Here is a 13,094-nt window from a genome sequence, read left to right as displayed (position 1 = left end):
ATCTACTTCGCCCGGCCGGATTCGGTGGTGAACGGCAAGAGCGTCTACGCGGTGCGCAAGGACATCGGCCGGGAACTCGCCCGCGAGGCGTGCGTGCCGGCCGACGTGGTGGTGCCGGTGCCCGATTCCGGCGTGCCGGCGGCGCTCGGCTTCGCGCAAGCGACCGGCATCCCGTTCGAGATGGGGATCATCCGCAACCACTACGTCGGGCGCACCTTCATCCAGCCGACGCAGTCGGTGCGCGAACTCGGCGTGCGGATGAAGCACTCGGCCAACCGCGCGGTGATCGAGGGCCGCCGCATCGTGCTCGTGGACGACAGCCTGGTGCGCGGCACGACCTCGGTGAAGATCGTGCGGATGATGCGCGAGGCGGGCGCCGCCGAGGTGCATTTCCGCATCGCCTCGCCGCCGATCACCTATCCCGACTTCTACGGCATCGACACGCCCGAGCGCGAGAAGCTGCTCGCGGCGACCCACGACCTTGAGGGCATGCGGCGCTACATCGGCGCGGATTCGCTGGCCTTCCTGTCCATCGATGGTCTCTACCGCGCCATGGGCGAGGCGCGGCGCGAGGAGGCCTGCCCGCAATACACCGACCATTGCTTCACCGGCGACTACCCGACCGGGCTGACGGATCTGGCCATCGCCGGCCCGAAGCGCCTCGCCATGCTCGCCGAAGCCGATTGAGGTCGAGGGATGGCAGACAGGCTCCTCGACGGCCGCGTCGCCGTCGTCACCGGTGCGTCGCGCGGGATCGGCCGCGCGGCCGCTTTCGCCCTGGCGGAAGCGGGTGCGCACGTGATCGCGGTGGCGCGCACGCAAGGCGCGCTTGAGGCGCTCGACGACGCGATCGCCAAGGTGGGATCGACCGCGACCCTGGTGCCGCTCGATCTCACCGACCACGACGGCATCGACCGGCTCGGCGCGGCGATCAACGCGCGCTGGGGCCGCCTCGACATCGTGGTCGGCAATGCCGGCATCCTCGGCAACCTGATGCCGATCGGGCACATCACGCCGAAGGTGTGGTCGCAGGTGATGGACCTCAACGTCACCGCGAACTGGCGCCTGATCCGCTCCCTCGACCCGCTGCTGCGGATGTCGGATGCGGGCCGCGCGGTCTTCGTGACGTCGGGCGCGGCCGCCACGTGCAAGGCGTATTGGGGCCCGTACTCCGTGTCGAAGGCGGCGCTGGAGGCGCTGGTGCGCACCTATGCGGCCGAGACCGCGACCACGAACGTCCGCGCGATGCTGCTCAACCCGGGCCCGCTGCGCACCGCCATGCGCCGCGCGGCGATGCCGGGCGAGGACCCCGAGACGCTGCGGACGCCGGAGGATCTCGCCCCGCACGTCGTGCGGCTGGCAAGCCCCGCCTCGACCGAGAGCGGCCGGATCTACGACTTCCCGACCGACCGCGTGCTGACCCCGCAGGCGCCACATTGAGGGGTCCGGGGCCAAGGCCCCGGCGGGGATCCGGGCAGAGCCCGTCTTGCGAGATGATGTCATGATCGACGTGCGCTGCATCTGCGCGATCGGCCAGCGCGGCCAGCTCGGCCTGAAAGGCCAGCTCCCGTGGGAGGGCAACGCCGATCCGCTCTACGTCGAGGACGTGACGCGGTTCTTCGCGCTGACCATGGGCCACGTGCTGATCGCCGGCCCGAAGACGGTGGCCTCGATCCCGGACTTCGCGTTCGCGGACCGCACCATCGCCGTGATCCGCTCCCGCGAGGACCCGGAGGCGGTGCTGGCGCGCTATCCCGGCCGGCGCGTGTTCGTGGGCGGCGGCATCGCCGTTTGGAACGTCTACGCGCCCTACATCCAGAACTGGGACGTCACCCGCCTGCCCTACGACGGCGAGGCCGACCGCTGGTTCGACCCGGCTTGGCTGGTGGGCGGGGCGATGCGGGCATAGTCCGTCTGGACAGGATGGCTGCCCGCCCCGTAGGCTCAGGCCATGAGCGAGCACAGCGTCGATCACGCGGAGAGAAACCTGTCCGATCTGATCGACCGTGCTCTGTCCGGTGAAGGTGTCCTGATCACCCGGCAGGGGCGGCCGGTCGTTGCTCTGCATCCCATCCGGCAATCGGGGAGACCGGTCCTGCCCGAAGATCTCGACTGGCTGGCGCAGCGCCGCATTCGAACGCGGAGGCCGTCCGACGATGCCGGACAGCTCGTGAGCCGCCTGCGCGACGAGGAGTGGTGAAGGTCTACCTCGATACCAGCGTCCTCGTGGCACTGCTGACGGACGATCCCTTGACGGAGCGTGCGGACGCTTTCTTCCGAAGCCGCGCACCGATTGCGGTGGTCAGCGATTTCGCCGCCGCGGAGTTCGCTTCGGCGCTGGGACGACGCGTCCGCATGAACGAGATCGACGCCGAACAGGCGCGAGCGGCTTTTTCCACTCTCGATCACTGGCTCCTCCGCGTTGCCCATCGCGTCGAACTCAATCCATCCGACGTGGCGGATGCGGCGACGTTTCTGCGCCGCCTCGATCTCACCCTGCGCACGCCCGATGCCTTGAACATCGCCCTCTGCCGCCGTGCCTCCGCCGTGTTGGCGACCTTCGACGACAAGATGGCAGCGGCGGCGCAGGCACTCGGCCTCGAGATCGTGACGGCATAAGGCGGATAGCGACCGCGGATCGGGGCACCGGACCCCGACACCGCCGGCAAGAGCCTATATGCCCGTCCGACCCCGATGGGAGACAAGAATGAACGCCCACGGCTACCGCTTCGGCATCGAAGAAGAGTATTTCCTGGCCGACGCGGAGACCCGCGGCACGCCGCGGCACTCGGTGAAACCGTTCCATGTGGCGGCGGCCGAGCGCCTGCCCGAGACCGGGCGCGAGCTGCTGGAATGCCAGGTCGAGGTCTGCACCCCGCCGCTCACGGATTTCGGGGAAGCCCGCGCCTCGCTCGGCCGTCAGCGCGGCGCGCTCGCCGACCTCGCCGCCGAGCACGCCTTGCTGATCTTCGCCGCCGGCACGCATCCGGTGGCCGACTGGTCGCGGCAGGTGCCGACGGCGGGCGACCGCTATCGCGGCATCCTGCGCGACGTGGGGCTGGTCGGGCGGCGCAGCCTGATCTGCGGCATGCACGTCCATGTCGAGGTGCCCGACCCGGAGGCGCGGGTCGACCTGATGAACCGGCTGCTGCCGTTCCAGCCGCTGCTGCTGGCGCTCTCGGCCTCGTCCCCGTTCTGGCAGGGCGAGCCGACGGGGCTGTCCGCCTATCGGCTGAGCGCCTTCGGCGAATTGCCGCGCACCGGCCTGCCCGAACTCTTCGCCGATGCGCGAGCCTATGCGCGCTACGTGCGGATCATGACGCGCGCCGGCGCGATCCGGGATGCGAGCTTCCTGTGGTGGAGCCTGCGCCCCTCGATCAAGTTCCCGACCCTGGAACTGCGGATCGCCGATTCGTGCACACGGCTCGAGGACGCGCTGACGATCGCCGCGCTGTTCCGCTGCCTCGTGCGCCGCGCGGTGCGGCGGCCGGACCTGAACGCGGGCCTCGACGGCGTCTCGCGGGCGCTCGCCGGGGAGAACCTGTGGCGCGCCCAGCGCAGCGGGATCGGCGCCGAACTGATCGACGAGGCGCAGGAAGTGGCCCTGCCCTTCGCGGCCGCCCTCGATGCGCTGCTCGCGCTGATCGCCGAGGATGCCGCGGCGCTCGGCTGCACGGCGGAGGTGGCGCATGCCCGCACGATCGCGAAGACGGGTACCAGCGCCGACGCCCAGGTCGCGGCGTTCGACGCCGCGCGCGAGGCCGGGCTCGCCAACCGTCAGGCGCTGGACAAAGTGGTGGACTGGCTGGCGGAGACGACCCGGGGCAATGCCGGGCCGGCAGCCTGAGCAGTCTTTCGTGGCTTCGCCAACGAAAGCCTGCTTCGATCTCCTTGGTGCCGCATCATTGTCTCGCGCGAACCGGCGGCCACTTCGCGCAATGACGCTTAGCCCTTGTCGAACGGGTTCGACGAGGTGCGCAGGCTCAGCCGGATCGGGGTGCCGGGCAGGTCGAAGGCCTCGCGCAGCGCGTTGACGAGGTAGCGGGTGTAGCTCTTCGGCAGGGCGTTGAGCTGGTTGCCGAACAGGGCGAAGTGCGGAGGCCGGCTCTTCACCTGCGTGGCGTAGCGGATCTTGATGCGGCGGCCCGACACCGCCGGCGGCGGGTTCCGCTGGGTCGCCTCGGAGAGCCAGTCGTTGATCCGCGAGGTCGAGACGCGCTTGTCCCAGACCTCGGCGGCCTCGACGACCGCCTGCATCAGCGTGTCGACGCCGTCGCCCGCGAGTCCCGAGAGCGGCACCACCGCGACGCCGCGCACCTGCGGCAGCAGCCGGGTGCAGTCCGCGCGCAGCGCCTTGAGCAGGCCTGGCTGGTCGGCCACGAGGTCCCACTTGTTGAGGCCGATCACCAGGGCGCGGCCCTCGCTCTCCACGAGGTCGACGAGGGTGAGGTCCTGCTTCTCGAAGGGGATCGTGGCGTCGAGCAGGATCACCACCACCTCGGCAAAGCGCACCGCGCGGATGCCGTCCGAGACCGCGAGCTTCTCGAGCTTGTCCTCGATCCGGGCGCGGCGGCGCATGCCGGCGGTGTCATGCAGCTTGATCCGGCGCCCGCGCCATTCCCAGTCCAGCGAGATCGAATCGCGGGTGATGCCGGCCTCGGGGCCGACGAGCAGGCGCTCCTCGCCGAGCATCCGGTTGATCAACGTCGACTTGCCGGCGTTGGGGCGCCCGACGATGGCGACCTTGAGGGCGCGCCCGCGCGGGTCGTCCGCGTCGTCGTCCTCCATCTCGGGCAGGGTGTGCTTCAGGGCCTCGTGCAGCTCGCCGACGCCCTCGCCGTGCTCGGCCGAGAACGGGATCGGGTCGCCCAGCCCCAAGCCGAACGCCTCGTAGGCGCCGGCCATGCCGGCGCCGCCCTCGGCCTTGTTGGCGATGAGGATCACCTTGCAGCCGGCCCGGCGCACGAGTTCGGCGAAGGGCTGGTCGGCCGGCAGCACGCCGGCGCGCGCGTCGATGACGAACAGCACGATGTCGGCCTCCAGGATCGCGGCCTCCGTCTGCATCCGCATGCGGCCGACGAGCGAGGCGGAATCGGCCTCCTCCAGCCCCGCGGTGTCGATGATGCGGAAGTTCAGGCCGCCGAAGGCGACGTCGCCCTCGCGGCGGTCGCGGGTGACGCCGGGACGGTCGTCGACGAGCGCGAGCTTCTTGCCCACGAGGCGGTTGAACAGGGTCGACTTGCCGACATTCGGCCGTCCGACGATCGCGACGGTCGGCAGTTCCATGGGGGGGTCCGTTCTATCATCGAAAGCGCCGGCCGGCGCGGCGGGCCGGGTGCCGGAGGTCTTGCGTCGAAGGTGTCAGCGCGTGATCGGCGGCGGCGGGGCTGCGGGCTCGGGCTTCGCCGCGGTGACCGTCACGGGGCCGCCGGCCACGAGCGCCACGTAGACCTCGATGCGCTGGCGCAGGTTCTGCGGCGTCTCGGGGTCGGCGTTGAGCTGGTCGAACCAGCGCCCGGCCTCGTCGATCTGGCCGTTCCTCAGGGCGGCGAGCCCGAGCATCTCGCGGGCGGTGTGGCGGAAGGAGCTGCCGGCGGCGAGACCCTGGAGGCTGGCCAGCGCCGGCGCCGGGTCGGGCAGGTCGAGGCGGATCAGCGCCGCACGCAAGCGGGCGAGGTCGCGCAGGCCGTCGCCGAGCGCGGTGTCGCCGGCGATCGTCTCGAACTCCGCCGCGCCCGCAGCCGGGTCGCGCTTGGCGGCCTCGGCGGCGGAGCGGAACCGGGCCAGCAGCCGGTAGCCCGCCGGCCCCTGCGCCTCCAGGGCGTCGAACGCCCTGTCGGCCTCCGTGGCCTTGCCCTCGCGGGCGAGGCGGTTGGCCTGGTCGAATTGTTCCGAGGCGGCCTCGGCCGCGTTGCGCTGCGACGTCTGCCAGGTGCGCCAGCCGCCGACGCCGGCGACCAGAAGGATCGCCGCCGCGATGATCAGGCCGCTGTAGCGGCGCCAGATCTCGGCGACCTTGTCCCGGCGATAGTCCTCGTTGACCTCGCGGATGAACTCGTTGTTCTCAGCCATCGTATCCCGGTCCGGCCTCGGGGCCGGACGACCAGCGTCGCGCAGGCCCCGCGCCTAGCACGGGCGCGGCGGCTTGGCGACCGGAAGGCTTCTGAGACTGGAAGGCTTCGGGGACCAGGAAGGCTTCGGCGACCGGACGCCGCCTCACGCCATGCCGGGCCACGCATACACGCCGATCACCGGGTAGTGCAGGTAGCGCCCGAACACGAACCACGCCACCACGCCGACGCCGACCGCGATCGCGTCGTTGCGCCAGCCCGCGGGCGCCGCCGCCGCGCCGCCATGGGCCGCGACCACCTGATCGGCCGAGAGCGCCCGGCGCTTGGCGCTGATCCGCGCGAGCACCGCCCAGGCGAGGAAGCTGCCAAACAGCAGGATCGAGCCGAGGTCGCCGTTGGCGAGCAGATGCGCGGTGGCCCAGATCTTCACCGCGAGCAGCATCGGGTGCTTGGCCCGCGCCCGGATGTGGCCCGGCAGGTAGGTCGCGGCGAAGGCGATGAAGGCGAACAGGGTCAGCAGCAGCGCGAGATGGCGCGTCCAGACCGGCGGGTCCCAGACCGGGATGTAGCCGGCTTCGCGGTAGCTCTGGAAGCCGATGCCGATCAGGACCAGCCCGGCCAGCGACAGCAGCATGTAGCCGAGCTTGTACCGGCTCTCGCCGACCTGGCCGACCACCGCCGCGCGCCGGGTGCGCAGCATCGAGAAGCCGTGCGTGCCGAGGAACAGCACGAGCCCGAGGATGAGGATCAGCATGGGAAGCCTTCAGGCTGTGGAGGAAGCGCCACCCGCGCGGCCGGGAAGCCGTTCCGTAACGGTTCTCAACAGACTCTGCCGGCATTTGTCCAGGCGTGCGCCGGACGCACCCGACCGGTCCCCTCGCATGCGCCTGCGCCTCGCGCTCCTCGTCCTCCTCGTCCCGGCCGGGGCGATCGCCGCGCCCGAGCCGCCGCTGTCGAGCCTGACGCTGGTCGGCCCGCCCACCGTGGTGTTCAAGGCCGGCCGCGACGCCTGCGACGGCGCCGACGTGCCCGATTCCTCGGCCCGCGCCTTTCGCGACGGGTCCGGAGCCATGGCCCTGTTCGGCCTGCACTACCGCAACCGGGCCCTTCGCGGGCCTGACCTCGACCACCTGAAGCTCGACTGCCGGGTGGTGCTCGATTCCGGCGAGAAATCCGACCCGGCGCTCTACGACGACCGCTCGTGGATCACCGCGACCTGGACCGAGGACGGCGAGGCCGTCGCGGCGCTGGTCCACCACGAGTATCAGGCCAACGCGCATCCCGGCCGCTGCCGGTCGAAGGTCTACCTGGAGTGCTGGTACAACACGATCACCGCCGCCACCTCGAAAGACGGAGGCCGCAGCTTTTCACGGGACATACCGCCTACGGTGGTCGCCGGGGCGCCGTTCCGGCAGGAGATCGGGCAGGGCCGGCACCGGGGCTTCTTCAACCCGTCGAACATCGTCTCCGACGGGCGCTGGCGCTACGTCTTCGCCTCGACCACCGGCTGGGACCGGCCCGGCGAGCAGGAGGCCGGGGTGTGCCTGTTCCGCAGCGACCGGCCCGCCGACCCGTCGCGCTGGCGCGCCTGGACCGGCACCGGCTTCACCGCGTCCTTCCCGGACCCGTACCGGACGGGGTCGCCGCGCGGCGACACCTGCAGGCCGGTGACGCCGTTCCCGACGCCGGTCGGCGCCGTGGTGCGGCACCGGGCGAGCGGCGCCTTCATCGCCGTGTTCATGGCCAAGGCCGGCGACGGTTTTCCGCAATCGGGCTTCTACTGGACGAGTTCGCGCGACCTGCTCGCCTGGGACGTGCCGCGGCTGCTGGTCGCCGGCGCCACGCTCTACGACGACCCCTGCGCCGCGCCCGGCGGCCTGATCGCCTATCCCTCGCTGCTTGATCCGGCGGCCGCCGGCCGCAACTTCGACGATGTCGGCGATGCCGCAATCCTCACTTACGCGACGCTGCGCACCGAGGGCTGCACCATCACCTCCGACCGCGACCTCGTCCGGCGCCCGCTGGCGATCAAGGTGTGGCCGTGAGCGCGGGAACCGTTGACCCCGGCCGGCGCGGCGGCCGCGTGTTCCACGTCCCCGTCGAGGCGTGGCACGCGGCCGGGTTCGACACCGAGACGGTCCTGGTGGAGACCAATCTTCCGGTGTAAGGGTGATCCACCTGCGGCGGCGCCCCGAAGGATCAACTTTTCTTCAGCCCCGCGGCAAAAACGCCGACGTTGGCGCGGCACGTGCACGCGTGTACACGCGTGTCCGGAGTCGCGCTACGAAGGCTCGCCCGTACACGCCGACGGGACGACGGCGCCGATCCGCCCGCACACGAGAACAGAGGCCACCCATGAGCGCCGGTACCGCCGCCGACAAGCACTTCTCGAACAGCTTCTTCGCCGCCTCGCTCTCGGATGCCGATCCGGAGATCGCCAAGGCCGTCGATCAGGAACTCGGCCGCCAGCAGCACGAGATCGAGCTGATCGCCTCCGAGAACATCGTCTCGCGCGCGGTGCTGGAGGCGCAAGGGTCGGTGCTGACGAACAAGTACGCGGAGGGCTATCCGGGGCGCCGCTACTACGGCGGCTGCCAGTTCGTGGACATCGCCGAGAACCTCGCCATCGAGCGCGCCAAGCGCCTGTTCGGGTGCGGCTTCGCCAACGTGCAGCCGAATTCTGGCTCCCAGGCGAACCAGGCCGTGTTCCTGGCACTGCTGCAGCCGGGCGACACGTTCCTCGGCCTCGATCTCGCCGCCGGCGGCCACCTCACCCACGGCGCGCCGCCCAACGTCTCGGGCAAGTGGTTCAAGCCGGTCTCCTACACCGTGCGCCGCGACGACCAGCGCATCGACATGGAGCAGGTCGAGGCGCTGGCCCACGAGCACAAGCCGAAGGTGATCATCGCCGGCGGCTCGGGCTACCCGCGCCACTGGGACTTCGCCAAGTTCCGCGAGATCGCCGACGCGGTCGGCGCGCACTTCATGGTCGACGCGGCGCACTTTGCCGGCCTCATCGCCGCGGGCGTCCACCCCTCGCCGTTCCCGCACGCCCACGTCGTCACCACGACGACGCACAAGACGCTGCGCGGCCCGCGCGGCGGCATGATCCTCACCAACGACGAGGCGCTCGCCAAGAAGTTCAACTCGGCGATCTTCCCCGGCATCCAGGGCGGTCCGCTGATGCACGTCATCGCCGGCAAGGCGGTGGCCTTCGGCGAGGCGCTGAAGCCCGAGTTCAAGATCTACGCCCGTCAGGTGATCGAGAACGCCAAGGCGCTGGCCGACACGCTGATGTCGAAGGGCTACGACATCACCTCGGGCGGCACCGACAACCACCTCATGCTGGTCGATCTCCAGCGCAAGGGCCTCACCGGCAAGGCGGCGGAAGCCGCGCTGTCGCGGGCCGACATCACCTGCAACAAGAACGGCGTGCCGTTCGACCCGCAGAAGCCGACGGTCACCTCCGGCATTCGGCTGGGCACGCCGGCCGGCACCTCGCGCGGCTTCGGCGTCGCCGAGTTCAAGCAGATCGGCGGCTTCATCGTCGAGGTGCTCGACGGTCTCGTGGCCAGTGGCGAGGGCGGCGACGCCGAGGTCGAGGCCGCGGTGAAGCGGAAGGTCCACGCCCTGACCGACCGCTTCCCGATCTACGGCTGACGGGTCCGGCGCCCGCCCCTTCGGGAGCCGGCGCAGACGCCGACCCTGCGGCCGCGGACCGGGAAGGTCCGCGGCCGTTCTTCGTCATCGGACAACCTCTTGGTCATCCGACAACCCAGGTCCGCCCGATGCGGTGTCCCTATTGCGGCGGCTCGGACACGCAGGTGAAGGATTCGCGGCCGAGCGAGGACGCCGCCGCGATCCGCCGCCGCCGGGTCTGCCCCGATTGCGCCGGCCGCTTCACCACCTTCGAGCGGGTGCAATTGCGCGAGCTTGTGGTGCTCAAACGCTCCGGCAAGCGCGTGCCGTTCGAGCGCGACAAGCTGCATCGCTCGATCGACGTGGCCCTGCGCAAGCGCGCGGTCGAGCCCGAGCGCATCGAGCGGCTCGTCAACGGCATCACGCGGCAACTGGAGAGCGGCGGCGAGGCCGAGATCGCCTCCGAGGCGATCGGCGAACTTGTGATGGAGGGGTTGAAGGGCCTCGACGACGTGGCCTACGTGCGCTTCGCCTCGGTCTACAAGAACTTTCGCGAGGCCAAGGACTTCGAGGACCTGCTCGGCACGCTGGCCGAGGCCGGCGTCGCGCCGCCCGAGCGGACGGAGACCCGCAGGACGCGCACCCGGACGCGTCCGTGAGCGGGGCCGACGCACGCTTCATGCGCCTCGCCCTGGCGCTCGGGCGGCGCAACCTCGGGCGGACCTGGCCGAACCCCTCGGTCGGCGCCGTCGTCGTGGCGGGCGCACCCGGCGCCGAGCGGATCGTGGGCGCCGGCGTCACCGCGCCGGGCGGGCGCCCGCACGGGGAGCCGCTGGCGCTCGAAGAGGCCGGCGCGGCCGCCCGCGGCGCGAGCCTCTACGTCACGCTGGAGCCGTGCGCGCATCACGGCCGCACCCCGCCCTGCACCGACGCGATCGTCGCGGCCGGCATCGCCCGCGTCGTCAGCGCGATGGAGGACCCCGACCCGCGGGTGGCCGGCCGCGGCCACGCGCGGCTGCGGGCGGCGGGCGTCGCGGTCGAGACCGGGCTGCTGCGCGAGGACGCATGCCGCGACCATCGCGGCCACGTCTGCCGCGTCACGCTCGGCCGCCCCGGCATCCACCTCAAGCTCGCGCAAACCCGCGACGGCTACGCCGCCTCCGGCGCGGAGCGGCTGCGCATCACCGGCGCCGTCGCGGAGGGCGCCGTGCACCTGTGGCGGGCCCGGGCCGATGCGATCCTCATCGGCCTCGGCACCGCGCGGGCCGACGACCCGTCGCTGACCGTGCGCCTGCCGGGCCTTGAAGCGCGCTCGCCGCTGCGCGTGGTGCTCGATTCGCAGCTGCGCCTGCCGCCGTCGAGCGTGCTCGCGCGCAGCGCCCACGACGTGCCGACCCTCGTCGTCGCCGCGCACAATGCGCCGGCGCATGCCAGGCGCATGCTCGAAGCGCTCGGCGTCGAGGTCGCCCGCGTCGCGGGCGATGCGGCCGGCCGCGTCGATCTCCCGGCAGCGCTCGCGATGCTCGCCGCGCGCGGGATCACCCGCCTGTGCAGCGAGGGCGGCCCGCGCCTTGCCGACGCGCTGGCCGAGGCCGATCTGGTCGATGCCTGCACGCTGATCACCGGCCCGGCCGAACTCGGGCCCCGCGGCGGGCTCGTCGCGGTGGGGCCCCACCTCGCCGCGCGGCTCGCCGGCGGCGCGTTCCGCGCGGTCGAACACCTGGCCCTGGGCGCCGACCGGGCCGTCACCCACGAGCGGAGGGTCTGAGATGTTCACGGGTCTCGTCAGCGACGTCGGCACGGTCCTCTCGGTGGCCGGCGACGAAAGCCTGCGCCGCCTCACGATCCGCGCGGGCTACGACCCCGCCACCATCGCGCTCGGCGCCTCGATCGCCTGTTCCGGCCCCTGCCTCACCGCCGTGTCGGTCGAGCCGGCCGACGGCGGCTGCGTCTTCGCGGTGGATGCGGCGGCCGAGACCCTGGCGCTCACCACCGTCGGCGCGTGGCGGGCCGGCACGCGGATCAACCTCGAACGCTCGCTCAGGATCGGCGACGAACTCGGCGGCCACCTCGTCACCGGCCATGTCGACGGGCTCGCCGAGATCGTGTCGCGCGAGAGCGTGACCGCGGGCGCCTGGGGCCCGAGCGAGCGCTTCCTCCTGCGGGCCCCGAAGGACATCGCCCACTTCATCGCGAAGAAGGGCTCGGTCTGCCTCGACGGCACGTCGCTCACGGTGAACACGGTCGATGGCGACACCTTCTCGGTGCTGCTGATCCCGCACACGCTGGAGGTCACCACCTGGGGCGAGCGCCGGGCCGGCGACCGGCTGAACCTGGAGGTCGACCTGATCGCGCGCTACGCGGCGCGGCTGTCGGAGGCGCGCGAGGGATAGGCGGTCTTGCGGATGCATGCGGCTCCCGACGCGATCGGATGAGGCGCGACGGAAGGATCGCGGGCTCTCGCACGGCCTCGCCTGCGCGGCTCATCCGGTCCGGCGCATCACCTCACCGCGGCGGGATCGAATAGGTCCCGTTCGCCTGCGCGACGAGGTCGTCCGAGCCGGGGGTGGTGATCAGCACCTCGCCGACGACGAGCCGGCGCCCGAGCTTCAGCAGCCGCGCCGCGCCGATGAGGTCGAGGCCTTTCGGCTTACGCAGGAAGTTGAAGGTCAGGCTCGTGGTGACGGCGAGCGCGACCGGGCCGATCTGCGCGAGGATCGCGGCGTAGAGCGCGTAATCGGCGAGCGCCATCATCGCGGGGCCGGAGAGCGTGCCGCCGGGGCGCAGGAACCGCTCGCTCCCGGCAAGCCGCATCCGCGCCGAGAGCGGGCCGACCGCCTCCAGGTGGTAGGCGCGCCCGCCCGCGTGCATCTGCGGGAACTCGCGGTCGAGGAAATCGCGGGTCTCGGCCAGCGTCATGATCGGGTCGGCGCTCATGGCACGCGTTGCAGCACGGCGGCGCGCGGGCGGCAAGCACCGGCGTCCCGCCCCCGCGAAGCGCCCTCACCCCGCCTTCGGAACGCCCTCGGCCGCCCGGGCGCGGCCGAAATCGGCCTCCGCGGTCTCCTGGCCCTGCGCGACGATGCCGCGGCGGATCGCGCGGGTGCGGGTGAACAGGTCGTGGAGCGCCTCGCCGTCGCCCCGGCGGATGGCGTGCGCCAGCGCGGACAGGTCCTCGTTGAAGCGCCCGAGCATCTCCAGCACCGCCTCGCGGTTGGTCAGGAAGATGTCGCGCCACATGGTCGGGTCGGAGGAGGCGATGCGGGTGAAGTCGCGAAAGCCGCCGGCGGAGAACTTCATCACCTCGGACTGCGTCACCGCTTCGAGGTCGGCGGCGGTGCCGACGATGTTGTAGGCGATCAGGTGCGGCACGTGGCTGGTGAT

17 protein-coding genes are annotated in these 13,094 nt (G+C 71.8%); 12 read left to right on the top strand and 5 right to left on the bottom strand.

Annotation, left to right across the window (positions count from 1 at the left end; translation table 11 throughout):
• The 6 genes from ACFE86_RS16835 to ACFE86_RS16810 all read left to right on the top strand — a co-directional run.
• On the top strand, window positions 1-687 hold a 687-nt coding region (locus tag ACFE86_RS16835; protein WP_375456478.1), incomplete at its 5' end, for an amidophosphoribosyltransferase.
• A gap of 9 nt (window positions 688-696) precedes the next feature.
• The gene (locus tag ACFE86_RS16830) at window positions 697-1,440 is read left to right on the top strand and encodes an SDR family NAD(P)-dependent oxidoreductase (RefSeq protein ID WP_375456477.1); all 744 of its coding nucleotides are present in this window, start codon (window positions 697-699) and stop codon (window positions 1,438-1,440) included.
• A gap of 61 nt (window positions 1,441-1,501) precedes the next feature.
• Window positions 1,502-1,909 carry a dihydrofolate reductase gene (locus ACFE86_RS16825; RefSeq protein WP_375456476.1) on the top strand — a complete coding sequence of 136 codons (408 nt, stop codon included), beginning with the start codon at window positions 1,502-1,504 and terminating at the stop codon, window positions 1,907-1,909.
• Between the two features lie 42 nt (window positions 1,910-1,951).
• Entirely contained in the window at window positions 1,952-2,200 is a 249-nt protein-coding gene (locus tag ACFE86_RS16820; RefSeq protein WP_375456475.1) for a type II toxin-antitoxin system Phd/YefM family antitoxin, read from the top strand.
• A complete protein-coding gene (locus ACFE86_RS16815) occupies window positions 2,197-2,619 on the top strand; it encodes a type II toxin-antitoxin system VapC family toxin (protein WP_375456474.1) in 423 nt (140 codons plus the stop codon). The genes ACFE86_RS16820 and ACFE86_RS16815 overlap by 4 nt, the downstream gene beginning before the upstream one ends.
• A gap of 88 nt (window positions 2,620-2,707) precedes the next feature.
• On the top strand, window positions 2,708-3,847 hold the full coding sequence (locus ACFE86_RS16810; protein WP_375456473.1) for a carboxylate-amine ligase: 1,140 nt from the start codon (window positions 2,708-2,710) through the stop codon (window positions 3,845-3,847).
• 98 nt (window positions 3,848-3,945) lie between these two features.
• Here ACFE86_RS16810 and der read toward each other — a convergent pair whose 3' ends face one another.
• The 3 genes from der to ACFE86_RS16795 all read right to left on the bottom strand — a co-directional run bounded on the left by der (window position 3,946) and on the right by ACFE86_RS16795 (window position 6,825).
• Window positions 3,946-5,286 (bottom strand): ribosome biogenesis GTPase Der, encoded by a 1,341-nt coding sequence (der, locus tag ACFE86_RS16805; RefSeq protein ID WP_375456472.1) that lies wholly within the window; start codon window positions 5,284-5,286, stop codon window positions 3,946-3,948.
• Window positions 5,287-5,361: 75 nt separating this feature from the next.
• Window positions 5,362-6,072, bottom strand: coding sequence for a tetratricopeptide repeat protein (locus ACFE86_RS16800; RefSeq protein ID WP_375456471.1), 711 nt, complete (start codon window positions 6,070-6,072; stop codon window positions 5,362-5,364).
• Window positions 6,073-6,216: 144 nt separating this feature from the next.
• Window positions 6,217-6,825, bottom strand: a complete 609-nt coding sequence (locus ACFE86_RS16795) for an NnrU family protein (protein WP_375456470.1) — start codon at window positions 6,823-6,825, stop codon at window positions 6,217-6,219.
• 127 nt (window positions 6,826-6,952) lie between these two features.
• Here ACFE86_RS16795 and ACFE86_RS16790 point away from each other — a divergent pair, with 127 nt between their 5' ends.
• The 6 genes from ACFE86_RS16790 to ACFE86_RS16765 all read left to right on the top strand — a co-directional run bounded on the left by ACFE86_RS16790 (window position 6,953) and on the right by ACFE86_RS16765 (window position 12,103).
• A complete protein-coding gene (locus ACFE86_RS16790; RefSeq protein WP_375456469.1) occupies window positions 6,953-8,116 on the top strand; it encodes a hypothetical protein in 1,164 nt (387 codons plus the stop codon).
• The gene (locus ACFE86_RS16785) at window positions 8,113-8,238 is read left to right on the top strand and encodes a hypothetical protein (protein ID WP_375456468.1); all 126 of its coding nucleotides are present in this window, start codon (window positions 8,113-8,115) and stop codon (window positions 8,236-8,238) included. The genes ACFE86_RS16790 and ACFE86_RS16785 overlap by 4 nt, the downstream gene beginning before the upstream one ends.
• A 188-nt stretch (window positions 8,239-8,426) precedes the next feature.
• Complete coding sequence (glyA, locus tag ACFE86_RS16780; protein WP_375456467.1) at window positions 8,427-9,731, top strand: serine hydroxymethyltransferase; 1,305 nt, start codon at window positions 8,427-8,429, stop codon at window positions 9,729-9,731.
• A 128-nt stretch (window positions 9,732-9,859) separates the two neighbouring features.
• The gene (gene nrdR, locus ACFE86_RS16775) at window positions 9,860-10,369 is read left to right on the top strand and encodes a transcriptional regulator NrdR (protein ID WP_375456466.1); all 510 of its coding nucleotides are present in this window, start codon (window positions 9,860-9,862) and stop codon (window positions 10,367-10,369) included.
• A 20-nt stretch (window positions 10,370-10,389) separates the two neighbouring features.
• On the top strand, window positions 10,390-11,478 hold the full coding sequence (ribD, locus tag ACFE86_RS16770; RefSeq protein WP_375456479.1) for a bifunctional diaminohydroxyphosphoribosylaminopyrimidine deaminase/5-amino-6-(5-phosphoribosylamino)uracil reductase RibD: 1,089 nt from the start codon (window positions 10,390-10,392) through the stop codon (window positions 11,476-11,478).
• A 1-nt stretch (window position 11,479) separates the two neighbouring features.
• Window positions 11,480-12,103, top strand: a complete 624-nt coding sequence (locus ACFE86_RS16765) for a riboflavin synthase (RefSeq protein WP_375456465.1) — start codon at window positions 11,480-11,482, stop codon at window positions 12,101-12,103.
• A gap of 112 nt (window positions 12,104-12,215) precedes the next feature.
• Here ACFE86_RS16765 and ACFE86_RS16760 read toward each other — a convergent pair whose 3' ends face one another.
• Complete coding sequence (locus tag ACFE86_RS16760) at window positions 12,216-12,647, bottom strand: PaaI family thioesterase (RefSeq protein WP_375456464.1); 432 nt, start codon at window positions 12,645-12,647, stop codon at window positions 12,216-12,218.
• Window positions 12,648-12,713: 66 nt separating this feature from the next.
• Window positions 12,714-13,094, bottom strand: a 381-nt coding sequence (locus ACFE86_RS16755; RefSeq protein WP_375456463.1) for a prephenate dehydrogenase dimerization domain-containing protein, incomplete at its 5' end; no start/stop codon positions are given.

Source organism: uncultured Methylobacterium sp., from assembly GCF_964244095.1.
Classification (GTDB): domain Bacteria; phylum Pseudomonadota; class Alphaproteobacteria; order Rhizobiales; family Beijerinckiaceae; genus Methylobacterium.
Note: the sequence above shows the minus strand (reverse complement) of the source record. Positions and strands in the feature narration are given on the sequence as shown.

Bases quoted from the DNA above. Each gene is read 5' to 3' on its own strand.
- ACFE86_RS16830 (WP_375456477.1), top strand. From the start codon at position 697: ATGGCAGACAGGCTCCTCGACGGCCGCGTCGCCGTCGTCACCGGTGCG.
- ribD (WP_375456479.1), top strand. From the start codon at position 10,390: ATGCGCCTCGCCCTGGCGCTCGGGCGGCGCAACCTCGGGCGGACCTGG.
- ACFE86_RS16825 (WP_375456476.1), top strand. From the start codon at position 1,502: ATGATCGACGTGCGCTGCATCTGCGCGATCGGCCAGCGCGGCCAGCTC.
- ACFE86_RS16765 (WP_375456465.1), top strand. From the start codon at position 11,480: ATGTTCACGGGTCTCGTCAGCGACGTCGGCACGGTCCTCTCGGTGGCC.
- ACFE86_RS16790 (WP_375456469.1), top strand. From the start codon at position 6,953: ATGCGCCTGCGCCTCGCGCTCCTCGTCCTCCTCGTCCCGGCCGGGGCG.
- nrdR (WP_375456466.1), top strand. From the start codon at position 9,860: ATGCGGTGTCCCTATTGCGGCGGCTCGGACACGCAGGTGAAGGATTCG.
- ACFE86_RS16760 (WP_375456464.1), bottom strand. From the start codon at position 12,647: ATGAGCGCCGACCCGATCATGACGCTGGCCGAGACCCGCGATTTCCTC.
- ACFE86_RS16795 (WP_375456470.1), bottom strand. From the start codon at position 6,825: ATGCTGATCCTCATCCTCGGGCTCGTGCTGTTCCTCGGCACGCACGGC.
- ACFE86_RS16810 (WP_375456473.1), top strand. From the start codon at position 2,708: ATGAACGCCCACGGCTACCGCTTCGGCATCGAAGAAGAGTATTTCCTG.
- ACFE86_RS16820 (WP_375456475.1), top strand. From the start codon at position 1,952: ATGAGCGAGCACAGCGTCGATCACGCGGAGAGAAACCTGTCCGATCTG.
- ACFE86_RS16800 (WP_375456471.1), bottom strand. From the start codon at position 6,072: ATGGCTGAGAACAACGAGTTCATCCGCGAGGTCAACGAGGACTATCGC.
- der (WP_375456472.1), bottom strand. From the start codon at position 5,286: ATGGAACTGCCGACCGTCGCGATCGTCGGACGGCCGAATGTCGGCAAG.
- glyA (WP_375456467.1), top strand. From the start codon at position 8,427: ATGAGCGCCGGTACCGCCGCCGACAAGCACTTCTCGAACAGCTTCTTC.